Here is a 24339-nt window from a genome sequence, read left to right on the forward strand (position 1 = left end):
TGAGCAAACAGCAATGGATTTATGTAACTCCCTATGTCAAACTTGGCAGGCAAAAAAGTGCCATATCTAAAAAAACAGGTCCAGCTCCTTTCATACGCATGTCCCGCCCCAGCATATTGATGGTCGATCCCAGTCCGGAGTCGGTGGAACTGGCACGTTTCAGCCTCTGGCGCAGCAAGCTCGATTGCGCCTTCGGCTGGTTCGAGGATGCCGAGCACACCCTGGAGTCACTGCTGAGCCCGCAGGCGCAAAGCCAGCCGGAAACCCTTCCCGTCATGATCCTGATCGAACCGCGCCTGCCGCGCATGGAAGGACTGGAACTGCTGCACCTGCTGCGTTCCCACCCGCATACACAGGCGCTGCCAGTGATCATGTTCGCCACGTCCTACGATGAAACCGACGCGACCCGCGCGCACGCGGCAGGCGTAAGCGATTACATCGTCAAACCGGTGGACGCCCGTGAATTCATGCAGGTGGTCAGTGAGACCGTCGCGCGCTGGCTACCGGCCGGCAGCCAGAAAACGGAATAGGGGAAAAGAAAGACAGCAGGGACGGCCGGAAGAAAGCCGTGAGGAAGCGCAAGGGCGGGAGCAGAAAGACAAAAGGGCCCATCTTGCGATGGACCCTTCATATCTGGTGCGGCTGGCAGGAATCGAACCCACGACCCCTTGGTTCGTAGCCAAGTACTCTATCCAGCTGAGCTACAGCCGCGAAAAACAAAATTATAGCAGCAAGTTTTTGCGTTTGGGAAGCCCTCATGGCGAAATTTCCTGTATTTACGGAAAATGCTCAGGAATTTGTCCGGCTCTGGCCCAACCCGGCTGCACCGATCCGCCCACGATCACCATGCCGGAGATGACCCCGCCCCGGCCGACGGATATGATGACGACTCAACCCACCCCGCCCTGCCTCATGCCCGACCCAGCCATCTCAGACCTGACACAAGAGCAACGCATTCGCGAGGAAGAACGCGCCCGCATTGCCCGCGACCTGCACGACGAACTGGGGGCCCAACTGGTCGGCATCGGCATGGCGCTGGGACAGTTGCAAGAGCAACTGAAAGCCGAGGGCAATACCGGCCCCGCGCTGGGCCAAGCCAACTATGCGGGACAATTGCTAAAGCAGGCGCACCAGAGCATGGACCAGATCATCGATGACCTGCGCCCGCCCATTGTCGAGTTCGGGCTGGTCGATGCCCTCGCCTGGCAGTGTCGGCAGGTGACCCGGCAGAGCGGACTGCGCTGCACGCTGGAGAGTCCGTCCGCGCTACCCTTGCAGGACGAGTTCGTGGTCGTGAGCCTGCTGCGCATTGCGCGTGAGGCGCTCAACAACGCCGTGCGCCATGCCCAGGCCGGCCAGATCGTGGTGAAGATCGAACTGGCCGATAGCCGGCTGACGATGACGATCGCTGACGATGGAACCGGCTTCGACCCGCAGGCCGCACCCGCGGGTCGCCACGGCCTGCTCAACATGCGCCAGCGCGCGCGGGCACTGGGGGCCACCCTGACTCTGGAGCGCCCGGCCGAGGGCGGCAGCACGATCGCCCTCAGGATGCCTGTCGCTCCCTGAGCGAACGCTATAGAATACGGCCTCGCACAGCCACAGCCGACCGGGCTGGCGTTGCCAGCAGCAAGTCCAGAGAGAATCAAGCGTCCCGCCCATGAGCAAGAAAGTCACCGCCGCCATCAAGGTCCTGATCGCCGACGACCACGCCATCGTGCGTGAGGGTCTGCGCCAGATCTGCGCCGGCACCAAGGATATCCTCGTGACCGGGCATGCCGCCAACGGACTGGAAGCCATCAAGCTGGCCCGTGAAGGAAATGGCGACGTCATGCTGCTGGACATCGTGCTGCCAGACCGCAATGGCATCGACATCCTCAAGCAGATCCGCAAGGAGCAGCCTGAACTGCCGGTGCTGATCCTGTCCGTACACCGCGAGGACCAGTACGCCATCCGCGCCCTCAAGGCCGGTGCGGCGGGCTTTCTCAACAAGCAGGCGGCGCCCGCCGAGCTGCTGGCGGCCATCCGCCAGGCCGCCTCCGGCCGCAAGTACGTCAGCCCCTCCCTGGCCCAGGAACTGGCCACCCAGATCGGCTTCGATCATGACACCCCACTGCACGAGACCCTGTCCGACCGCGAATACCAGACCATGGTCATGATCGCCTCCGGCAAGACTGTCAGCGATATCGCCGTCGAGCTCCTGCTCTCGGTCAAGACCATCAGCATGTACCGCTCACGGGTGCTGGCGAAGATGAAGATGCGTCACAACGCCGAACTGACCCACTACGCGCTCAAGAACAATCTGGTGGAATAAAAGAGACAGCCGCAGCTGCTTTGGCTGATGCGGCCCTTTTCTCCCCCTATTAAATGCATGCAGTGAAAAAACGCTGACGTACAATTAGTTGTCATTTTGTACCTCCGAGTCAGGAGGCTGACAACGGGCTGTCGACAACCGGGGGAGCTGTCGACGTCTGCCAGGTAGTGGTCGGCCGCAGTGCTCAAGCAATGCACGCGTGCGCCGATACCGTAAGGAACTCCCTGTCGCAAACCGACATACACACCAACAATATAGTCAGCCGGCATGACCAAGAAACCGACCACGCTCACGCCTGTCGAGATCGCCCGAGAAGCTTTCCAGAGGCTCGGATCCAGGCGCATCGCGCCCACTCCCGACGCATACCGCGTCGCCTATGAGGAAATCCAGGGGGACGCCCCGGGCCTCACGCCAGAGGCCGTGCTGGGCGCCTTCGCCACCAAACTGTCGCGCCAGCCGGGCGAGAATGGCCTGCTCGGCACCCGCCTGGTACGCGCCCGCGACAGCGGCGAGTGGGCCGAATTCGAACGCCAATTGAACGAATTTGCCGATTCCAACTGGCAGAGCCGCCCCATCGTCCTGGCCACTCCGATGGTGCAGCATGGCGAACTGGTACCGATCGACCTGGAACGGGAGTTCATCCGCGACAGCAAGAAGGAGAAGATGCTGCGCGAAATGCTGGCACGGGTGCTGGTGTTCAACCTGCCCTCGCTGCTGTCGACCGCACCGGAGCTGGCCAATGAAGCACGTGACAGCGGCCAGAATCTGAAGACCGCGTTCTCCGAACAGGCGATGAATGACATCATCGGCCGCGTCAAGCAACTGAGTTTCCAGATCGAACTCAAGACCGACGACATGGCGCAACAGCAGGACCTGTTGATGCGCCTGTTCCAGTTGCTGCTGGAAAACATCAACGGCCTGCTGGAACAGGGCTCCTGGCTGTCCAGCCAGATCGAGACCGTACAAAGCCTGATCGCCGGTCCGCTGAGCAGCACCTCCCTGGCCGACGCCACCAAGAACCTCAAGGAAGTGATCTACAAGCAGGGTCTGCTGAAGAACACCCTGTCCGAGGAAAAGGTGGTGGTCAAGAACATGATGCTGACCTTCGTCGACCGGCTCTCGGCCATGGTCTCCACGACCGACAACTACCAGCGCACCATTCGTGGCTTCTCGCAGCAGATCAGCCAGTCGGGCAACATCGCCGACCTCAACAGCGTGCTCAGCGAGATCATGAGCGAGACCCAGAAGGCGCAGGAAGAAGCGACCCGTTCGCGCGACGCCATGGAAGATGCGCGCCAGGAAGTGGAAAAAGCCGAAGAGCGCATCACCACCCTGGAACAGCAGCTGCAACAGATGGGAGAACTGGTCCGCGAGGACCAGTTGACCGGCAGCCTGAACCGGCGCGGCATGGATGAATCGCTGGACCGCGAGATCGCCAACGCACTGCGGCGCGAGACGCCGCTCTGCGTGGCCCTGCTCGACCTGGACGATTTCAAGCGCATCAACGATACCCACGGCCATGCCACCGGTGACGAGGTATTGGTACATATGGTGCAGGTGATCCGCGAAACGCTGCGCAAGCTGGACGTGATCGCCCGCTTCGGCGGTGAGGAGTTCCTGGTGCTGATGCCCGAGACCAGCCCCCAGGACGCGGTACAGATCATCACGCGGGTGCAGAGGGAACTGACCAAACGTATCTTCATGCATGAGAGCCAGCGTCTGCTGATTACCTTCAGCGCTGGTGTGGCCGTCTATCAGCCGGAAGAAAGCCAGGCCGAGCTGCTCAAGCGCGCCGACGTCGCCCTGTACAAGGCCAAGAACGCAGGCAAGAACCGCATCGTCTTTGCCGACCCGCCTTCGGGTGCCGCTCCGTCGGCCTGAGCGGACTGCAGCCGGCCGCATGGCGCCGTACGGGGCGCAAGCTCAATGCCGAAGGCCGGCCCCAGCGTGCTTCCAGCGGCGCCAGCCGGCGGCGGCCATCACCACGAACAGCGCGTAGAGCATGGCCGTCAAGCTCAGGTGCTTGTACAGGTACAGGCCGACATAGAGCAGGTCCACCGCGATCCACACCAGCCAGTTCTCCAGCTTCTTGCGCGACAGCAGGAATTGGCCGACCAGGCTGCCCGCCGTCAGGAAGCCATCCATATGCGGCACGTCGGTGTCGGTATAGCGCTGCAGGAACCAGGACAGCAGCCACCAGCCGGCCAGCCAGACAGCGGCCATCATGACCCAGCCCGACGGCGCCAGCCTGGACACCTGCAACGGCCGGTGCTGGTCACCGCCACGCAGCCATTGATACCAGCCCCACACCGACACGGCCACGAACACGAACTGCAGGCCGGCATCGCCATACAGGCGGGCGTCCGCGAACACGGCGGCGTACAGCAGCGACGAAAGAATGGAAAACAGCCAGGCCCAGTGGTTCTGGCCGATGTTGAGCCAGACCGTCAGCACGGCCAGGGCGAAGGACACCAGCTCCAGCGGCGTGGTGGTGAGGCCGAACCAGGTCAGCGGCGTATCAGGACTCATGCGGCAGGAAGCGGGCTCAGGGCCGTGTCACGCCATCAGCGCGTGACGACGCGACCGCTGGACGCTGGTGCAGTCACGGGGACGGAAACGCTGTTGGGTTGCCCGGAACCAGGCATGTAGGGATTCGGATTGACGGCGTTGGCAGGCTTGCCGGAACTGCCATCAAGCAGCTGGACGAAGATTTCGTTCTGCTTGATCATGCCCAGCTCGAAACGTGCACGCTCTTCGACGGCGCCCTTGGATTGCTTCAGGTCATCCACTTCGGAGGCAAGTTTGGCGTTGCGCTCCTTGAGTTCATCGTTTTTCTTGTGCGCCAGCTGGACCTGACGATCGAGCTCCCAGACCTTGAACCAGCCACCCTTGCCCAGCCAGAGCGGGTACTGGATCAACACCAGCAGGAAGGACAGGCAGAGGATGATCAGGCGCATAGCCGGGAGCTCTCTTTGCGGCGCCTGCCTTCAGGGTGGGCGCCGCAAATGTGTTACTTCAGGTTGTAGAACGCAGCGCGGCCCGGGTAGCTGGCGATATCGCCCAGGTCTTCCTCGATACGCAGCAGCTGGTTGTACTTGGCCATGCGATCCGAACGCGACATGGAGCCGGTCTTGATCTGCAGTGCATTCATGCCCACGGCGATATCGGCAATGGTCGAGTCTTCGGTTTCGCCCGAACGGTGCGAGATCACGGCGGTGTAGCCGGCGCGCTTGGCCATTTCGATGGCGGCGAAGGTCTCGGTCAGGGTGCCGATCTGGTTGATCTTGATCAGGATCGAGTTGGCGATGTCCTTGTCGATGCCTTCCTTCAGGATCTTGGTGTTGGTGACGAACAGGTCGTCGCCCACCAGTTGCACCTTCTTGCCCAGGGTTTCGGTCAGCAGCTTCCAGCCAGCCCAGTCGTTCTCGGCCATGCCGTCTTCGATGCTGATGATGGGGTACTTGTCGCACCAGGAGGCCAGCAGACCGGTCTTCTGGGCCGGGGTCAGCACCATGTTTTCACCGGCCAGGTGGTAGTTGCCGTCCTTGTAGTACTCGGAAGCGGCGCAGTCCAGGCCCAGGGCGATCTGGGTACCCGGCTCGTAGCCAGCCTTCTCGATGGCTTCGATGATCAGCTTGATGGCTTCTTCGTGGCTGGAGACGTTGGGTGCGAAGCCGCCTTCGTCGCCCACCGAGGTGGCCAGGCCGCGGTCGTGCAGGATCTTCTTCAGGGTGTGGAACACCTCGGCGCCGTAGCGCAGGGCTTCACGGAAGCTCGGTGCGCCCACCGGGATGATCATGAATTCCTGGATGTCCAGGTTGTTGTCGGCATGTGCACCGCCGTTGATGACGTTCATCATCGGCACCGGCATCTGCATGGAACCGCTGCCACCGAAGTAGCGATACAGCGGCAGGCCCGACTCTTCGGCAGCGGCCTTGGCCACGGCCATGGACACGGCCAGCATGGCGTTGGCGCCCAGGCGGCTCTTGTTCTCGGTACCGTCCAGGTCGATCAGGGTGCGATCCAGGAAGGCCTGCTCATTGGCGTCCAGGCCCATGATGGCTTCCGAGATTTCGGTGTTGATGTTTTCGCAGGCTTGCAGCACGCCCTTGCCGAAGTAGCGGCTCTTGTCGCCATCGCGCAGTTCGATCGCTTCGCGCGAACCGGTGGATGCGCCCGAGGGCACGGCAGCGCGGCCCAGTACGCCGGACTCCAGCAGCACATCGCATTCCACGGTGGGATTGCCACGGGAGTCGATCACTTCGCGGCCGATAATATCAACGATTGCACTCATTCAGATCTCCATCAAGGTTTTAAAAATTGTTGGCGGGTGCAGGCCCGGTGGCCGGGGCGCCCATGTTGAAACGGCCGCCCGACGGCAGCCGTTTCACGCACACGATCAGGTCATTACACCTGGCCTTTGATAGCCGCGTGATGCGCCAGCGCCGCACGGATGTACGAGATGAACAGCGGATGCCCGTCACGCGGAGTGGACTTGAACTCCGGGTGGTACTGCACGCCGATATAGAACGGGTGGGCGTTCTCGCCGGTGCGCGGCAATTCCATGATCTCGCACAGATCCTCGGACGGGGTACGGGCCGAGACGACCATGCCAGCCTCTTCCACGCGACCGAGATAGAAGTTGTTGGCTTCATAGCGATGGCGGTGACGCTCGGTCACGCTGTCGCCGTAGATCTCCGCGGCCAGCGTGCCCGGCTTGACCGCGCAGGTCTGCGCGCCCAGGCGCATGGTACCGCCCAGGTCGGAGTTGGCATCGCGGCGCTCGACCTTGCCGTCATGGTTCTGCCATTCGTCGATCAGGGCCACGACCGGCTGCTCGGTGTCCGGATCGAACTCGGTCGAATTGGCCTTGGCCAGGCCGGCCTTGTTGCGGGCGTATTCCAGCAGCGCCACCTGCATGCCCAGGCAGATGCCCAGATAAGGCACCTTGTGTTCGCGGGCATAGCGGGCCGCGGCAATCTTGCCTTCCACGCCGCGCTTGCCGAAGCCACCTGGCACCAGGATGGCATCGTACTTGCCCAGGGTGTCGGTGCCGTTGGCTTCGATCTCTTCCGAATCCAGGTACTCGATGTTGACGCGGCTGCCGGTATGGATACCGGCGTGGCGCAGCGCTTCGGTCAGCGACTTGTAGGACTCGGTCAGGTCGACATACTTGCCGACCATGCCGATGGTGACTTCGTGCGAAGGATTGTTCTGCGCATCGATCAGCTTGTCCCACATCGACAGGTCGGCCGCCTTGGGCGACAGGCCCAGCTTTTCGCAGATGATGGTATCCAGACCCTGGTCGTGCAGCATCTGCGGAATCTTATAGATGGTATCGGCATCCCAGACCGAAATGACGGCATCGGCCGGGACGTTGGAGAACAGCGAGATCTTGTCGCGTTCGTCATCCGGGATGCGGCGGTCGGCCCGGCACAGCAGCGCATCGGGCAGGATACCGATCTCGCGCAGCTTCTGCACGCTGTGCTGGGTGGGCTTGGTCTTGAGTTCGCCGGCCGAGGCCAGGAAGGGTACCAGGGTCAGGTGCACGAAGGCGGTGGCGTTGCGGCCCGAGCGCAGGCTCAGCTGGCGCGCAGCTTCCAGGAAGGGCAGCGACTCGATGTCGCCGACGGTGCCGCCGATTTCCACCAGCGCCACATCAAAGCCTTCGGCGCCACGGTGGATGAATTCCTGGATCTCGTTGGTGATGTGCGGAATCACCTGGACGGTCTTGCCCAGGTACTCGCCACGGCGCTCCTTGCGGATCACCGACTCATACACCTGGCCAGTCGTGAAGTTGTTCACCTTCTTCATCTTCGCCGAGATGAAGCGCTCGTAGTGACCCAGGTCGAGGTCGGTCTCGGCGCCGTCGTCGGTGACGAACACTTCACCGTGCTGCAACGGACTCATGGTGCCGGGGTCGACGTTGATGTAGGGATCGAGCTTGAGGAGGGTGACTTTGAGGCCACGCGATTCGAGGATCGCAGCCAGGGACGCGGCGGCAATCCCTTTACCCAGGGAAGACACGACGCCGCCAGTGACAAATACAAACTTGGTCATTACAGATGAGTGCCGAACGGCACATGCGGGAAATTCAAATTATACCCCAAAATGCGCTCGTTTTTTAAGACAGGCTGCGATAAGTATCGCCGATGTCGCGCCTTCGCCAAACTTGCAGCAGGAAAACATGCTTCCCGGAGCAGGCCGCTTATCGGCTTCAGCAAGGGTGCAGCTTCTTGACTCTAGATGTGCAGTTTGGTTCAGCCCGGCCCGCCCTGCAACAGCTCGCCTATCATCGCGTGCGTCGCCTGGGCCGCCGGTACGGGCGACTCCATCGGAAACAGGTGGCCGCCAGGAATCTGGCGGAAATGCGGCCCCACCAGACGGCGCGTGGCGTCCAGCCCGGCCAGCCGGCATTCCACCGAATCAACGCCGCCGACGAAACCGATCGGCACCGGATAAGGCTGGCGCAGCAACCGACCCAGGTGATGCGGGATGGTGCGGTAGACCGCCGTCTCGGTCTCGCGCGAGAAACGCAGGCGCACTCCCCCGCCGGCCTGTGGCTCCAGGCCATGTTCCACATAGTCGCGCAGCACCTGCTGCGGCCAGGCGGCGAACAGCGACTTGGCGGCATAGTGCTGGTAGGCGGCCTCGATATCCGGCCAGTGCTCGCGTCGCCGCGCCGACGCCACCGAAGGCGAATGGCGGCTCTCATACTTGAACAGCTTGGACAGCCGCAGCACCTGCGCCCGCCAGCCCGCCACGACGGGCGAATCCAGCAGCACCACGCAACGCACCAGTTGCGGGCGCTTGCGTGCCGCCATCAGCGACAAAATGCCACCCATGGAATGACCGACCAGGATCACCGGCTCACGGTAGCTGCGCTCCAGCTCCTCGCGCAACTCTCGCGCCAGCGTGCGCCAGCCGTCATCGACCGGAAAGCGCGGATCATGGGCGTGGATAGCCAGGGCGCGCACATCGTAATGGGCGCGCAACTGGTCGAAGAACATGCCGTAGGTACCCGCCGGGTAGCTGTTGGCATGGGCGAAATGCAGGATGGGAAGACGCATGGAGACCGGGATGCAAGGCAATGGCGGCAGCATAGCAAAACGGCCAGGGCCGCGAGCGTGCTATTTTCCCGCATCGCGAAATGCGCACCCGGGCCCGGCCTAGCGGCCGTACCAGTAGCGCGCGTGCTGCTTGCGATATTGCTCCACTTGCAACTGGTCGCCCAGGGTCATGGTCAACGCGCCGGATTCGTCGGTCCGCAGGCGGCGTATGCCCAGTCGGCCGTAACGTTCGTAGACATCCGCCCTGGGATGGTTGAAGCGGTTGCGATACCCGACCTGGAACACTGCCAGCTCCGGCCGTACGGCCCGCAGGAAGGGCTCGGTGGACGAGGTCCCGCTGCCATGATGCGGCGCCAGCAGCACCGTCGACGGCAGGCGCTCGGCCATGCGACCGTTGAGCAGTTCGTCTTCCTGCGCCGCCTCGATATCCCCTGCCAGCAATACCGACTGCCGGCCGATCTGCACCTTCAGCACGCAACTGCGGGCGTTCGGACGCCATTTGTCGCTCTCATAGCTGGCCGGCGTCGGATGCAGCATGGTGAAGCCGATGCCGTCCCAGTTCCAGGACTGACCGGCCTCGCAACGCGTGGCCAGCGGCGCTACGCGCAGGATGGGGCTGTCCACGGCCAGCGACGAATAGACACTGTCCACGGCCATGTTCTTGAACAGCGAGACGGCACCGCCCGAGTGATCATTGTCGTTATGCGAGATCACCACCCGGTCCAGGTGATCGATGCCACGCGCACGCAGATACGGCAGGATCACCCGGGTGGCACCGTCCGATTCGGCGGTGTAATACGGACCGGTGTCATACAGCAGGCGATGGCCCGGGGTTTCCACCAGCACCGCCATGCCCTGCCCGATATCGAAGGCGGTCACCCGCATGGTGCCTTCGGCCGGTGCCACGGGGGCATTGAGCAGCAGCGGCAGCCAGCCGAACAGACCCAGCCAGCGCACCGGCCAGCCACGCGGCGCCAGCACCAGCAAGGTACCGCCCAGGGCCAGGGCGAACATCCAGCCATTGGGCAAGGGCGTCTGCCAGACCGCCCAGGGCATGGCACTGAGCGCCTGCAGGACATCGGCCAGCCAGGCCAGCAACAGGTGCGGCACCTGCAGTACGAATTGCGCCAGCACGGTCGGCAGCACACTGCCGATCAGCGCCAGCGGCGTGATCACCAGCGACACCAGCGGAATGGCGATGGCATTGGCAATGGGGCTGACCAGCGAATACTGCCCGAACAGCAGCATCGTCAGCGGCACCAGGCCCAGCGTCACCACGTATTGCGCATGGCTGGCTTCCTTGATCCGCTGCAGCAGTGCCGCACCCCAGTGCTTGTTGGCCGCTGCGGCAGCCATGGCCTGCGGCGGCTGCATGCGCCCCACCGTGCCATACAGCAGCAGGGCCACCGCCCCGAACGACAACCAGAACCCCGGCCACATCAGCGACCACGGGTCCAGCAGCACTACCAGCGCCAGCGCCAGGCACAGCACAACCGAGACCCGCACGATGCGCCCGCGCCAGAAGGCGATGCCGACCACCACCAGCATGTAGAGCGTACGCTGGGCCGGCACGCCGAAACCGGCCAGCAGCACATACAGCAAGGCCACCAGCATGCCCACGATCACCGCCGCCTTCTGGGCCGGCAGGCGCAGCGGCAACTGCGCGCCGGTAAAGAAGGAGCGCCGCCACAGCCAGCTCGCCAGCCCGCCGCACAAGGCTGCCAGCATGGTGATGTGCAATCCGGAGATCGCCATCAGGTGGCCGATGCCGGTGCGGTTGAAGACATTCCAGTCAGACTGGCTGATGCCGCGCTGGTCGCCCATGACCAGCGCCGCGATCACGCCCGCATAGGGCGCATCCGGCAAGGCCTGGTAGACGCGGTCGCGCAGCCAGCCGCGTGCCGTATCGATCACATGCGAGGGCGTCCATACGAAGGTATCGAGACGGCGATTCGGCGCCGACGCCGGTGCCGAAGCGGCTGCCGGCCGTCCAACCACATAGCCGGCCGCCCGCACGTCATCCTGCAGCAGCCACAATTCATAGTCGAAGCCATCCGGGTTGGCGTTGCCATGCGGACGCTTGAGGCGCACCTGCAGGCGCCAGCGCTCGCCCGGCTGCAGGTCGGGCAACGCCAGGCGCGCCGGCGCCGCCTGCTCGCCATCCTCGGTGGGCGCCAGGTAGCGCTGGTTGCCGTACCAGCTCAAGGCCAACCGTGGCGGCACGGGTGGCTTGACCCCGCCCTGCAGCACCACCTGCTCGACATCGAAACGGAAGCGCAGGCCCTGCCCGGTCGGCGAAGGCAGATCGGCCACGGTGCCGATGACGGTGATGTCATGCCCTTCCCAGGCCGCCGGCAGCTCCTGGTCCAGGTAATAGAACGCGAACGAAGCCGCCCACAGGAAACCCAGCCAGGCCCCACAGGTCAGCAGCAAAGGCACGCGCAGGAAGGGTTGCCAGAACCGCCGGGCGGTAAAGGCCAGCAAGGCCGCCAGCACCAGCCCGATCGCATACCACTCGATACCGGGCAACTGCGACTGCAATTGCAGCAAACCCGCGCCCAGGGCGAAGCCGATGATCAGTGCGCGCATCAGAGATCCAGCCCTGCGTGCGCCAGCCGTGGCAGTGCGGCCTGGGCATTGGCGGTGGTGGCGGCGGCGATCTCGTGCAGCGGCATCTGCCGCAGCTCGGCCAGGACCTCGCCGATACGCGGTATCTGGTCGGGGGTGTTGATGTCGGGATGGCGCCAGGCCGGCGAGATATCGGGTGCGTCGGTCTCCAGCACGATGGACGACAGCGGCAGTTCGGCCGCCAGCCGGCGGATCTGCAGCGAACGCGGGAAGGTCATGGCGCCGCCAAAGCCCAGGTGCAGCCCCAGTTCGACAAAGGTACGCGCCTGCTGGTCGCTGCCGTTGAAGGCGTGGGCGATACCGCCGGGAACGCGGATGCGGCGCAGATGCTTGAGGATGATGTCCTGCGAGCGGCGCACATGCAGCAGCACCGGCAACGCGAACTCACGCGCCAGCTTCAGCTGTTCGGCGAAGAAGAACTCTTGCTTCTCCCGCAGCGGCGCTTCCTTCAGGACCGGCACGAAGAAATCCAGGCCGATCTCGCCGATGCCCACGAACAGCGGGTCCTCCAGCGCCCCGACAATGGCTGCGCGCAGCACCTGCAGGTCTGATTCCTGGGCCGTGGGCACATACAGCGGATGGATGCCCAGCGCATAGACGGCATTGCCGACTTCCCGCGCCAGACGCCCGACTTCGTCGAAATTGACGCGCGCGATGGCGGGGATGACGATGGCCCGTACCCCCGCCTGCGCGGCCTCGGCGGCCACGGCTGGGGAACGGGCGCCGAATTCTCCGGCGTCGAGATGACAGTGCGTATCAACCCACATGTGCTGGCTGGCCTGGCGAAAAATCGGAAACGACACCCATTGGACATCACTTCCGGATGACGACACACGCCACGGGGATCGCACCCTTGCCTGTCCGGCTTGCTTCCCCCGAAGCGCATTATTATTTTTACGGCAACTCCGGGAAGCCCGGAGCCAGAGACGGCAGTTTACCGTCTAAGCCGCCCTTGCAGACATTAACAATCGTAAAGAATGACCGGCTATTCTCTGGATGCAGGGCGAAAAAAAAGACATAAAAAAGGACGCGACCACGCGCGTCCCCTTGCACCTCGATGGCCTGAGATGCTGGATCAGGGCCGATCAGGCCGGCTGCAGCGACTTGCCCAGCTTGCGCAGGAACTGCTCGCAGCGTTCCATCTGCGCCAGCGTCACAAACTCGTTGGGCTTGTGGGCATTGCCGATGTCGCCAGGACCGCAGACGATGGTGGGGATGCCGATCTGCTGGAACAGCCCGGCTTCGGTGCCATAGGCCACCTTGCGGGTCTCGCGATCCCCTGTGAGGGCGCGCACCAGCTCGGTGATGGCCGCCTGCTCCACCGCTTCCAGCGCCGGGCTGCCGGCGAAATTGTCGATCTCGATGCGGGCCTCCGGGAATTCGCTGCGCATCTTCGGCAGCAGCACCTCGGCGACATACTTGTCGATCTGGGCCTGGATGTCGGCCACGCTCATGCCCGGCAGGTTGCGGAATTCATAGGTGAACTCGCATAGCTCGGGGATGGTGTTGACCGCAATGCCGCCACGGATCTGGTTGGTGGTCATGGTGCTGAAAGGCACGTCGAAAAACTGGTCGTAGGGACCATTGGCCTTGTAGCCATCGGCGAAGTCGCGGATGGCGCAGATCAGGCGCGCTGCGTGCTCGATGGCATTGCAGCCCTGCGGCGTGAGCGAAGAGTGGGCCGACTTGCCGTGCACCTTGCAGGCGAACACGTTGATGCCCTTGTGCGCCACCACCACGTTCATGCTGGTGGGTTCACCCACCACGCAGCCGTCCACCTTGATACCGCGCTTGACGATCTCTTCCAGCATCACCGGCGCGCCGATGCAGCCGATTTCCTCGTCATAGGAAAAGGCCAGGTGGATCGGCTTGGTACGCGGCATGGTCAGGAATTCCGGCACCAGCGCCAGCGAGGTGGCGATGAAACCCTTCATGTCGCAGGTGCCGCGACCGAACAGGCTGCCATCCTTCTCGGTGATCTTGAAGGGGTCGGTATCCCATTTCTGGCCGTCCACCGGCACCACGTCGGTGTGACCGGAGAGCACGATACCGCCTTCGGTGCTGCCGGCATTGGGACCGGCCGTGGCCGGCAGGGTCGCGAACAGGTTGGCCTTGGTCTGCTCCTTGTTGTGGGCCAGCCAGGAGGAAATGCCCTGCTTTTCCAGGCTGTCACGCACGGTCGTGATCAGCTCCAGGTTGGAATTGCGGCTGGTGGTATCGAAGGCGACCAGGGTCTCTAGCCATTGGCGGGTGTTCATGTTCACTGACTCCATGTTCCATCTGTTCAAAAGCACACCGCCGTCTTTCATGGAGACGGCGGCGTAAAACTGCAAGCTTACCCGGATTGCGTCAGGCCTGCTGCGTCGCCGCACGCAGGCCCAGCTCCGACAGGCGCAGTACGCGCCCGCAACGACCGGCCAGTTCTCCATCGTGGGTGACGATGACGAAGGCCGTGCCCAGCGTACGCGAAAGCTCGATCATCAGCTCGAAGGTGCGATCCGCCGTGGCCCGGTCCAGGTTGCCGGTCGGCTCATCGGCCAGCACGCAGGCCGGTCGCGTCACCAGCGCACGCGCCAGCGCCACCCGCTGGCGCTCGCCACCGGAGAGCTCGCCCGGCACGTGGGTCACGCGCTGCGCCAGGCCGACCTTGTCCAGCATCTCGCGCGCCTGCTCCTGCGCCTGGGCGCGCTTGACCCGGCGGATCATCAGCGGCATGGCCACGTTGTCCAGCGCCGAGAATTCCGGCAAGAGGTGGTGGAACTGGTAGACAAAGCCCAGCGACTGGTTGCGCAGCGCGCCGCGCTCGCGCTCGCCCAGGCTGGCAAAGTCCTTGCCCTGCAAGCTCACGGTACCGGCGCTGGGGGTATCCAGCCCGCCCAGCAGGTGCAGCAGGGTCGACTTGCCGGAGCCGGAAGCGCCGACGATGGCGACCTGCTCGCCGTGGTAGACATCGATATCCACATTGCCCAGCACCTTCACCGAATATTTTCCCTGGGTGAAGGTCTTGCCCAGGCCGCGTGCGCTCAGCACGGCCTGGCGGTTCAGGATGGAATCATTCATAGCGCAGCGCCTCCGCCGGTTTGACGCGGGCTGCCGACCAGCTCGGGTACAGCGTGGCCAGGAAAGCCAGTACCACGGCCACGCCGCCGATGATATAGACGTCCGACCAGATGAGGTCGGAGGGCAATTCGGAAATCACATAAATACTCTTGGGCAGGAACTGCACATGGAAGGCGTGCTCGATGGCCGGCACCAGCACATCGATGTTCAGTGCCACCGCCACGCCCAGGGCGATACCGGCGGCAGTACCGATCAGGCCCACCAGCGCCCCCTGGATCACGAAGATCTTCATGATGGAACCGGGCGACGCCCCCAGCGTGCGCAGGATGGCGATGTCGGCCTGCTTGTCGGTGACCGTCATCACCAGCGTGGAGACCAGGTTGAAGGCCGCCACCGCGATGATCAGGGTGAGGATGATGAACATCATGCGTTTCTCGGTCTTGACAGCGGCGAACCAGTTGCTGTTCTGCTGCGACCAGTCGCGCAGGTAGAGGTCGCCGCTGAGGGTGCGCGCCAGCTCCTGGGTCACCTCCGGCGCCTGCAACATGTCGCGGATGCGCAGGCGCACCCCGGTGGGCGCATCCATGCGGAACAGGGTCTCGGCGTCCTGCAGGTGGATGAAGGCCAGCGAGGAATCGAACTCGTAATGCCCGGCCTCGAAGATGCCGGTCACGGTGAACTGCTTCAGGCGTGGCAGCACCCCGGCCGGGGTCACCTGGCCTTGCGGCACGATCACGGTGATCTTGTCACCCAGGCCGACGCGCATGCCACGCGCCAGCTCGCTACCGAGGACGATGTCGAATGCGCCGGGCTTCAGGGAATCGAAACTGCCCTGCTTGATCTGGCGTGCCACATCCGAGACCTTGGGCTCCTCTTCCGGCAGCACGCCGCGCACCAGCACCCCGCGCAGATTGTCGTCGCGGGTCATCATGGCCTGGCCGGAGACATAGGGCGCCGCGCCCAGCACTTCCTTGTTCTGGAAGGTCTGCTTGGCCACGCTCTGCCAGTCCTTCATGGAACCGGAGGCGTCAAACACCTCGATATGCGCCAGCACCGAGAGCATGCGGTCACGGACTTCCTTCTGGAAACCGTTCATCACCGACAGCACCACGATCAGCGCGGCCACGCCCAGGCCGATGCCGGCCATGGAAATGAGGGAAATAAAGGAAATGAAACTGTTGCGACCGCTGCGCTTGCCGGCCCGCGTGTAGCGGATACCGACCAGCCATTCGAACGGCAGGTTTTTAATCAGACTCAAAATTGCTCCGGGAGAGGGCCTGCAAAATGTGCCGGCGAAATCCCGTCGAAACCGGACCCGCCGCACGCCAACACGGGCGAAGACAAAGCGCGAAGTTTGCCACAGAATGGACAGCCGGCCCATCCCTGGCCCCTGCCCTTCACTTGCGCACGTTCCCGCGTGCAGCCTATAGATTCACTTCCATGGCAGAGGTTCGCGGCTTGCTGCGCAAACTGTTTCATCTCCGCCGCACGCCAGCTGTTGCATCATGAACTGGTTATATATACAGTACCCACCTGTGCCCGCCCCTCAAAGGCCGCCCTGCACGGTCTCCACCTGAACTGCCCCTCACCCATGCTGCCAGACCTCACCCGGGAAGCGCCGGCGTCCTCGCCTACCCGCTCCCAGACCGCCCACCCGAGCGCCGCTGCCGACGACGCTGCGCGGGAGCGCGATCCCTTCGCCCGCCTCAATGCCGAACAGCGCGCCGCCGTCGAGCACGGCAGCGGCCTGCCGCCGGCGCAGCAGACGCCGCTGTTGATCGTGGCCGGCGCCGGTTCGGGCAAGACCAATACCCTGGCGCACCGGGTGGCGCGGCTGGTGCTGGAGGGCGCCGAACCGCAACGCATCCTGCTGCTGACCTTTTCGCGCCGCGCCGCCGGCGACATGGGCCGCCGCGTGGGCCAGGTGATCCGCCAGGTACTGGGCCTGGCCGCTGGCGATGCCCCGCCGCAACTGCCCTGGTCCGGCACCTTCCACGCCATCGGCGCGCGCCTGCTGCGCGACTACGCCAGCGTGATCGGGCTGGAAGACGACTTCACCATCCAGGATCGCGGTGATTCGGAAGACCTGATGGGCCTGCTGCGCCACGAGATGGGTCTGTCCTCTACCGACAAGCGCTTTCCGCTCAAGGCCACCTGCCTGGCGATCTATTCGCGGGCCGTCAATACCCGCCAGGACCTGGCGCAGGTGCTGCAGGTCCATTTCCCCTGGTGCCGTGAGTGGGAGCGGCCACTGGGCGAACTCTTCGCCCGCTATGTGGACGCCAAGGAAGCCCAGCACGTACTGGATTACGACGATCTGCTGCTGTTCTGGGCCGATATGCTGTCCGATCCGGAGATCGCGCAGTCCGTCAGCGCCCGCTTCGACCACGTGCTGGTCGATGAGTACCAGGACACCAACCGCCTGCAGGCCGAGATCCTGCAGCGCATGAAGCCCGATGGCGCGGGTGTGACCGCCGTCGGCGACGACGCCCAATCGATCTATTCCTTCCGCGGCGCCACGGTGCGCAACATCCTCGACCTGCCCGCGCTGTTCACCCAGCCGGCGCGGCTGCTGACGCTGGAACAGAACTACCGCTCCACGCAGCCTATCCTGCAGGCGTCCAATGCGGTCATCGCCGATGCCCCGGAACGTCACTTCAAGAACCTGTGGAGTGACAAACCCTCCTCGCAGAAACCGCAGCTGGTGGTCATCCCCGACGAAGCCGAACAGGCGCGCTGGGTCGCCAACCGCATCCTGGCGCATCGCGAAGAAGGGCTGACGCTCAAGTCCCAGGCCGTGCTGTTCCGCACTGCCACCCACAGCGCCGCGCTGGAGCTGGAACTGGTCCGCCGCAACATCCCCTTCGTGAAGTTCGGCGGGCTCAAGTTCCTGGAGAGCACCCACATCAAGGACCTGCTGTCCCTGCTGCGACTGGCCCACAACCCCAGCGGCCGCATGGCCGGCCTGCGTGCCCTGCAACTGATTCCCGGGGTCGGCCCGGCCACCGCCCGCAAGGTGCTGGACCTGATGGCCGGCGCCGCCGACCCGGCCGATGTCCTGCTCCACTTCGGCGCCCCGGCCAACATCGCCCTGCAGTGGCAGGCCTTTGCCGATACCTATGCCCTGATGCGGCGCGCCAGCGCGGCCTGGCCGACCGACATCAACGCCGCCCGCGACTGGTATCTGCCGCAGCTGGAGCAGCGTTACGAGGACGCCGACGCCCGCGCCGCCGACATCGAGCAACTGGCTGCCCTGGCCCGGGGCTATGCCTCGCGCGAGAAATTCCTCACCGAGCTGACGCTGGACCCGCCCGAATCCAGCAGCGACTTTTCGGCCCCGCCCTATCGGGATGAGGATTACCTGACACTCTCCACCATCCACTCCGCCAAGGGCCAGGAATGGCGCTCGGTGCATGTCCTGAACGTGGTGGACGGCTGCATCCCCTCCGACCTGGCCACCGGCAGCGAGGCCGAGATCGCCGAAGAGCGTCGGCTGCTGTATGTGGCCATGACGCGGGCCAAGGAATATCTGCACCTGATCGTGCCGCAGCGCTTCTACATCACCCAGCAGACGGCCCAGGGCGACCGCCATGTGAACGCCATCCGCAGCCGCTTCATCACCCCGCGCATGCTGCCCCATTTCGAGGACAGCCTGTGGCTGTCGGCCGAGACCAACGGCGCCCGCACACCCATGCCCGAGAGCGTGCGCATGCTGGTGCGCCAGCGCGCCAAACAGGCCTGGAACAAGTCTTGAGCGGTTTTTTAAAGGCCTTAAGTCACATAAGTGAAGCTTTGTGCAGGGGGCGCCCAGGCCAAGCGGCCCGCCAGCCGCTAAAATAGCGCCCCATGAATCATCTCGACATCCTCGTTCCCTTCGCCCTGCCCCCGGCCGAGCTGGCGCGCGACCTGCTGCGCCAGAGCAAGGCACCCTCCCTGGCCATGCTGCTGGGTCGTGGCAAGGCGGCACCACTGCAGTCACACGATCCGTTTTCGCGCGCCCTGCCGCATGAACACTGGCTGGCCCGCCGCTTCGGCCTGCCGCCTGCTCCGCAGGATTCCAGTCCCTCAGCCGCCGCCGCGCTGATGCAAGGCCTGGGCCTCGCACCCGCCGCCGGTCACTGGTTCGTGCTGCACCCGGCACATATCCACGTGGCCCGCGACCACCTGGTGCTGACCGATATCGGCCAGTTGCAGCTGGAAGAGGAAGAATCGCAGCGCCTGTTCGCCGCCGCCCTGCCGCTGTTTACCGAGATCGGCCACGAGCTGGTGTATGGCGACGCCCGCACCTGGTTCATCCGCGCCGACGCCTGGGCCGGCCTGCGCACCTCCACGCCGAGCGCCGCCAGCGGCCGCAATGTCGACATCTGGATGCCGGAAGGCCCGGGCGAGCTGGCCTGGCGCAAGCTGCAGAACGAGGTGCAGATGCAGTGGTTTGCCGAAGCGCTCAACGAACAGCGCGAAATGCGGGGCCAGAAGGCGGTCAATTCGATCTGGATCTGGGGCGGGGCCGATGCCGGTGCCGCCGTGAAGGACAACTATGTTGCCCGCTTTGGCCTGCGCGGCTGGATGCGCGCCTTCGGCGCTGGCCAGCAGGGGGACCAGGCTGCTGCCAATGCGAACCAGGTGAACGAAGTCGTGCGCGGTGACGGACATCGCCTGCTGGTACTGGATGCACTGGCCGAGGCCGCGCTGGCCGAGGAATGGGGCCTGTGGCTGCAGCACCTGGAACACCTGGACCGTGAGTGGCTGGCGCCATTGCTGGTCTCGCTGCAGGCCGATACGCTGGCGTCGCTGAATCTGATCCTGACCGGTTCCGACCGCCTGGTCGAAGTCGCCGTTACCCGTGGTGCCTTGCGCCGCTTCTGGCGCAAGCCCTCGCTGGCGCTGCTGGCGGAGCGTTCGGTATGATCCGCGTCGCCACCCGCCCCTATCATCCCGGCCAGGCCGACCAATTGATCGCCGAAGGCGTCCACCCGGTACTGGCACGGGTGTACGCGGCGCGCGGCCTGTCCACCGCGCGCGAGCTGGCCAGCGAGCTCAATGCCCTGTACGCACCCGCCGGCCTGTTGCACATCGACGCTGCCGCCAGCTACCTGGCCGACGCCATTGCCGCCGGCAAGAAGCTGGTCATCGTGGCCGACTATGACTGCGACGGCGCCACCGCCTGCGCAGTCGGCCTGCGCGGGCTGCGCCTGCTGGGCGCGCAGGTCGACTACATCGTACCCAACCGCTTCGAATACGGTTACGGGCTCACCCCCGAGATCGTCGAACTGACGGTGCGCGAAAAGAATCCCGACATCATCGTCACTGTCGACAACGGCATCGCCAGCATTGACGGCGTGGCCGAAGCCAAGCGACGCGGCATCGACGTGGTCGTCACCGATCACCACCTGCCCGGCGATGCCCTGCCGGACGCCCGGGTGATCGTCAATCCGAACCAGCCGCAATGCGGCTTCCCCAGCAAGAACCTGGCTGGCGTGGGCGTGATGTTCTACGTGCTGCTGGCGCTGCGCGCCGAGATGCGCAAGCGTGGGCTCTTCGATGCCCAGACCCAGCCGCGCCTGGACTCCCTGCTGGACCTGGTGGCGCTGGGCACCGTGGCTGACGTGGTCAAGCTGGACGCCAACAACCGCATCCTGGTGGCGCAGGGCTTGAAGCGCATGCGCAGCGGCAAGATGCATCCGGGCATCGCCGCCCTGTTCCGCGCCGCCGGGCGCGAAGCCCGCCGCGCCACGCCCTTCGACCTGGGCTTTGCCGTGGGGCCGCGCCTGAATGCCGCCGGCCGCCTGGCCGACATGGCGCTGGGCATCGAATGCCTGACCACCGACGACGAAGGCCGGGCCTGGGCGATTGCCCAGCAACTGGATGCCATCAACCGCGAGCGGCGCGACATCGAGGCCGGCATGCAGGACACCGCCCTCTTGCTGCTGGACGACTTCAACCCGGCCGACCGCCGCACCATCGCCGTCTTCGATGCGTCCTGGCACCAGGGCGTGATCGGCATCGTGGCCTCGCGCCTGAAGGACAAGTTCTATCGCCCCACCATCACCTTCGCGCCGGGCGACGAAGGTTTCATCAAGGGCTCGGGCCGTTCGATTGCAGGCTTCCACCTGCGCGACGCGCTGGACCTGGTGTCCAAGCACGCCCCTTCGGTGATGACCAAGTTCGGCGGCCACGCCATGGCGGCCGGTCTGACCCTCCATGCGGAGGCCTTCGATGCCTTCGCCGAGGCCTTCGAGGCCGTGGGCCGCGACTGGCTCACGCAGAACCAGCTGGAGCGCGTCATCGAGACCGATGGCGTGCTGGAGGAGGCCTACTATTCGGTGGAATTCATCGGCCTGATGGACCAGCAGGTCTGGGGCCAGGGCTTTGCGCCGCCGGTCTTCTGCGATCACTTCCGGGTGCTCAGCCAGCGCATCCTCAAGGACAAGCATCTCAAGCTGCAACTGGAGAAAAACGGTCGCAAGTACGACGCCATCTGGTTCGGCCATACCGAGGCCCTGCCCGACCACGCCCGGGTGGCGTTCCGCCTGGATGCCAACGAGTACAACGGCAAGACCACCGTGCAACTGATGGTGGAACACGCCGAGCCGGCCTGAGCAACCGGCTGCAACGCCTGCAAAGCCTTGCCAGACAAGGATTGCGACAGGGAAACAGCGCAAAAAAATCCGACATGCAGGCGTTGCAGTGGCACAATGTTGGCTTGGAGCGACTTTCTGTCTGATTTTTCGATCTGATGTTGCGATCTCACGTATCAGCCGGATGAACAGAAGGCGTGGGCAGAAGAGCGCTTCAAAAATAACAACAAGAGCATCCCCGATGAAAATCAAGCGCATCCACTGCAGCCTGGTGACCCGTCTCACCCTGTTCGGCATCATGCTGATCGCGGTGAGCGCAGTCTTGCGCTACCACATCCTGATCGACTTCCTCGAAAAAGAGCAGGCCCAGGTTGCCGCCGATCAGCAGAGCACCATCGCCAGTTACCTGGCGCAGGACATCGGCTACCGGGTGCAGGAGCGTACCAGCTACCTCGAACGCCTGGCCAGCCACCTGCCACCTGCCCTGCTCCAGGACCACGCCTCACTGCGGGCATGGCTGCAGGAGCACCAGCAACTGCAACCGCTGTTCGCGCAGGGACTGTTCGTCGCCGACGGCAATGGCATGATCGTGGTCGATTACCCGACGCTGAATGGCCGTCGTGCACTTTCCCTGACCCGCTACGCCGATTACGAGCGCGTGCTGCAAGGCGCCACCGTACTGTGCCCGCCACTGAGCAGCCCGGCCAGCGGCAAGCCCATCATGGCCATGCTCACGCCGCTGCGCGACGCCAGTGGACGCATCGTGGCGATCCTGGGCGGCAGCAGCGAACTCAATGCCCCAGGCTTCCTGGATCATCTGCAACAGGCGCGGCTGGGGCCAACCGGCAGCTTCCTGCTGGTGTCGCCACAGCAGAAGATGATCATCGCCTCCAGCGACGAAGCCCTGATGTTCACCCAGCTCCCGCCTGCGGGCCGGGATGTGCTGATGGACCAGGCACTGGCGGGTTACCGGGGCAATGGCGTCGGTATCGCCGCCAATGGCGTCAACGAAATCAAGGCCTTTGCCTCGGTACCCGGCACCCCCTGGCTGGTGGCGGTCACCATGCCGCTGGCGGCGGCCCTGCCGACCGTACAGCGTACCCGCGCCCTGATCGCCCGCGGCGGCGTGATCCAGGGCTTCATGGTGGTGCTGCTGCTGGTACTGGCCTATCTGTGGTTCTTCCGACCACTGCGGCGGGCCGCCGCGCTGGCTGACCGCATGACACGCGGGGAACTGCCAATGGCGCCCTTGCCGGTGGAGCGGCGCGACGAAGTAGGCCATCTGACCATGGCCTTCAATGGCCTGCTGACGCGACTCAAGCTGCACCAGGCCGAATTGCAGCATCAAGCCCACCACGATGTGCTCACCGGCCTGCCCAACCGCATGATGCTGGCCGAGCGCATGGAGGCCGCGCTCACCCATGCCTGCCGCGAGCGCAGCGGCGTGGCCCTGCTGTTCCTGGATCTGGATGGCTTCAAACCGATCAACGATACCCTGGGCCACAAGGCCGGCGACCTGGTGCTGCAGGAAGTCACCCGGCGCCTGCGCCAGGTGGCGCGGCATGGCGACACGCTGGCGCGGGTGGGCGGCGATGAATTCGTGCTGCTGGTGACCGACCTGGGGCAGCCGTATGAACATGGCGCCCAGGTGCTGGCCGAGAAATGCATCAAGGCCGTCTCCGAACCGCTACACCTGGCGCAGGGGGAGTATCAGCTGGGTGTCTCGGTGGGGATTGCCGTCTGCGACGGCAGTTGCGATGCCGACAGTCTGTTGCAGGCCGCCGACAAGGCCATGTACGCCGCCAAGGGCAGTGGCCGCGGCTGTTATGTGATCGCACCGGCGCGCGCGGCCGGCGCGGGGGCGGACATTACCGCACCGGAAGGAACTGCAGGAACGACCCGCCCAGCAGGTTCTGCACATAGCTGATGCCGGCCCGGCGGTAGCGCTCGGTACTGAATTCGGCCATCAGGTCCAGGCGCCCGACGATCTTGCCGAACTCGCGCTCGAAACTGAGGTTGCGCACGTCGCCGCCGATTTCGTCCGAGAGCAGCAGCGGCGCACCGGCGGCATTGCGTCGGCTGGCCAGCACCCAGGCGGCGATTTCGACGTTGCGGGCGGCGTTGTAGAGATGCTGGGCGTCCAGCCCGTCGACCAGGAAGAACTCGATCTTGTTGCCGTGGGCGACGATGATCATGTCGGCAGTGGCATCGATGAAGGCTGCTACCCTATCCCCCTTGAAATCCGGCGACAAGGCCAGCGTCATGGCCGCGATGTCGCGCTTGCCCTGCAGTTCCGGCCAGGGCTGGCGCTGTTCGATGGCGTCGCGCACCTTCTTTTCGGCCTCTTCCCGGGTGGTCGCGGTCTTCTTCCATTCGGCCGGATTGCGCCGATACAGCTTGGACATCAGCAGATAAAGACTCTCCAGATTGGCGCGCATGGCCAGGGTCGCCACGCGATTGCTGTCGGACTGACCCATTTCACGCGAACTGGCATCGGCGCCCCTGACCTGGCCGTGCGGCGCGGGGGAACTGGCGCAGGCCGCCAGCAAGGCGACCCACGGTAGCAGGAGAGGAAGCAGCTTTCTGGTTGTCATCGGCGGGCGGGACGAAACGAGCTGATAGGACTGATCCTAGCAGAATGCGTTCCGTACCGGCCCGCCGCGAGGCCGAGGGCAAGCGCCGACGCCGG

Annotated in this window: 19 protein-coding genes and 1 tRNA gene; 8 read left to right on the top strand and 12 right to left on the bottom strand. The window is 64.5% G+C overall.

From position 1 onward, the window contains the following. Positions 1–98: 98 nt before the first annotated feature. On the top strand, positions 99–530 hold the full coding sequence (locus I5R65_RS10850; protein WP_180669107.1) for a response regulator: 432 nt from the start codon (positions 99–101) through the stop codon (positions 528–530). Positions 531–634: 104 nt separating this feature from the next. Here the strand turns inward: I5R65_RS10850 and I5R65_RS10855 are convergent. Continuing rightward, positions 635–711 (bottom strand) — tRNA-Arg (locus I5R65_RS10855). 171 nt (positions 712–882) lie between these two features. Between I5R65_RS10855 and I5R65_RS10860 the strand changes: the two genes are divergently transcribed. The 3 genes from I5R65_RS10860 to I5R65_RS10870 all read left to right on the top strand — a co-directional run bounded on the left by I5R65_RS10860 (position 883) and on the right by I5R65_RS10870 (position 4195). Continuing rightward, on the top strand, positions 883–1569 hold the full coding sequence (locus I5R65_RS10860; RefSeq protein ID WP_196872177.1) for a sensor histidine kinase: 687 nt from the start codon (positions 883–885) through the stop codon (positions 1567–1569). Between the two features lie 91 nt (positions 1570–1660). Beyond that, entirely contained in the window at positions 1661–2314 is a 654-nt protein-coding gene (locus tag I5R65_RS10865) for a response regulator transcription factor (RefSeq protein ID WP_180669620.1), read from the top strand. 267 nt (positions 2315–2581) lie between these two features. Next, positions 2582–4195 (top strand): GGDEF domain-containing protein, encoded by a 1614-nt coding sequence (locus I5R65_RS10870; RefSeq protein WP_180669622.1) that lies wholly within the window; start codon positions 2582–2584, stop codon positions 4193–4195. Positions 4196–4237: 42 nt separating this feature from the next. Here the strand turns inward: I5R65_RS10870 and pnuC are convergent, their stop codons facing one another. The 10 genes from pnuC to I5R65_RS10920 form a co-directional block, all read right to left on the bottom strand. After that, positions 4238–4843, bottom strand: coding sequence for a nicotinamide riboside transporter PnuC (gene pnuC / locus I5R65_RS10875; RefSeq protein WP_180669624.1), 606 nt, complete (start codon positions 4841–4843; stop codon positions 4238–4240). Between the two features lie 35 nt (positions 4844–4878). After that, entirely contained in the window at positions 4879–5271 is a 393-nt protein-coding gene (gene ftsB, locus I5R65_RS10880; protein WP_180669625.1) for a cell division protein FtsB, read from the bottom strand. A gap of 53 nt (positions 5272–5324) precedes the next feature. Continuing rightward, positions 5325–6608 (bottom strand): phosphopyruvate hydratase, encoded by a 1284-nt coding sequence (eno, locus tag I5R65_RS10885; RefSeq protein WP_180669627.1) that lies wholly within the window; start codon positions 6606–6608, stop codon positions 5325–5327. 113 nt (positions 6609–6721) lie between these two features. Then, positions 6722–8374 carry a CTP synthase gene (locus I5R65_RS10890; RefSeq protein WP_180669629.1) on the bottom strand — a complete coding sequence of 551 codons (1653 nt, stop codon included), beginning with the start codon at positions 8372–8374 and terminating at the stop codon, positions 6722–6724. Positions 8375–8574: 200 nt separating this feature from the next. Further along, positions 8575–9384: an alpha/beta fold hydrolase gene (locus I5R65_RS10895; RefSeq protein ID WP_180669631.1), complete on the bottom strand. Its 810-nt coding sequence runs from the start codon at positions 9382–9384 to the stop codon at positions 8575–8577. Positions 9385–9483: 99 nt separating this feature from the next. Continuing rightward, positions 9484–11973, bottom strand: coding sequence for a DNA internalization-related competence protein ComEC/Rec2 (locus I5R65_RS10900; protein WP_180669633.1), 2490 nt, complete (start codon positions 11971–11973; stop codon positions 9484–9486). Then, positions 11973–12779 (bottom strand): TatD family hydrolase, encoded by an 807-nt coding sequence (locus I5R65_RS10905; RefSeq protein WP_180669635.1) that lies wholly within the window; start codon positions 12777–12779, stop codon positions 11973–11975. The genes I5R65_RS10900 and I5R65_RS10905 overlap by 1 nt, the downstream gene beginning before the upstream one ends. A gap of 318 nt (positions 12780–13097) precedes the next feature. After that, positions 13098–14270, bottom strand: a complete 1173-nt coding sequence (gene argE, locus I5R65_RS10910; RefSeq protein ID WP_180669638.1) for an acetylornithine deacetylase — start codon at positions 14268–14270, stop codon at positions 13098–13100. A 91-nt stretch (positions 14271–14361) separates the two neighbouring features. Beyond that, a complete protein-coding gene (gene lolD / locus I5R65_RS10915; RefSeq protein ID WP_180669640.1) occupies positions 14362–15072 on the bottom strand; it encodes a lipoprotein-releasing ABC transporter ATP-binding protein LolD in 711 nt (236 codons plus the stop codon). Further along, positions 15065–16330, bottom strand: a complete 1266-nt coding sequence (locus I5R65_RS10920; protein ID WP_006464017.1) for a lipoprotein-releasing ABC transporter permease subunit — start codon at positions 16328–16330, stop codon at positions 15065–15067. Before I5R65_RS10920 ends, lolD begins: the two co-directional genes overlap by 8 nt. Positions 16331–16663: 333 nt before the next feature. Here I5R65_RS10920 and I5R65_RS10925 point away from each other — a divergent pair, with 333 nt between their 5' ends. The 4 genes from I5R65_RS10925 (at position 16664) to I5R65_RS10940 (ending at position 23577) form a co-directional block, all read left to right on the top strand. Next, positions 16664–18826, top strand: coding sequence for an ATP-dependent helicase (locus I5R65_RS10925; protein ID WP_180669643.1), 2163 nt, complete (start codon positions 16664–16666; stop codon positions 18824–18826). 92 nt (positions 18827–18918) lie between these two features. Then, positions 18919–19980: a hypothetical protein gene (locus tag I5R65_RS10930; RefSeq protein WP_180669645.1), complete on the top strand. Its 1062-nt coding sequence runs from the start codon at positions 18919–18921 to the stop codon at positions 19978–19980. Further along, positions 19977–21671 (top strand): single-stranded-DNA-specific exonuclease RecJ, encoded by a 1695-nt coding sequence (gene recJ, locus I5R65_RS10935; RefSeq protein WP_180669647.1) that lies wholly within the window; start codon positions 19977–19979, stop codon positions 21669–21671. Before I5R65_RS10930 ends, recJ begins: the two co-directional genes overlap by 4 nt. A 220-nt stretch (positions 21672–21891) precedes the next feature. Next, entirely contained in the window at positions 21892–23577 is a 1686-nt protein-coding gene (locus I5R65_RS10940; RefSeq protein ID WP_180669649.1) for a diguanylate cyclase domain-containing protein, read from the top strand. Here the strand turns inward: I5R65_RS10940 and I5R65_RS10945 are convergent. Then, on the bottom strand, positions 23519–24244 hold the full coding sequence (locus I5R65_RS10945) for a hypothetical protein (RefSeq protein WP_180669651.1): 726 nt from the start codon (positions 24242–24244) through the stop codon (positions 23519–23521). The genes I5R65_RS10940 and I5R65_RS10945 overlap by 59 nt on opposite strands. Positions 24245–24339: the final 95 nt, after the last annotated feature.

The organism is Herbaspirillum sp. AP02, from assembly GCF_015767275.1.
GTDB lineage: Bacteria > Pseudomonadota > Gammaproteobacteria > Burkholderiales > Burkholderiaceae_D > Herbaspirillum.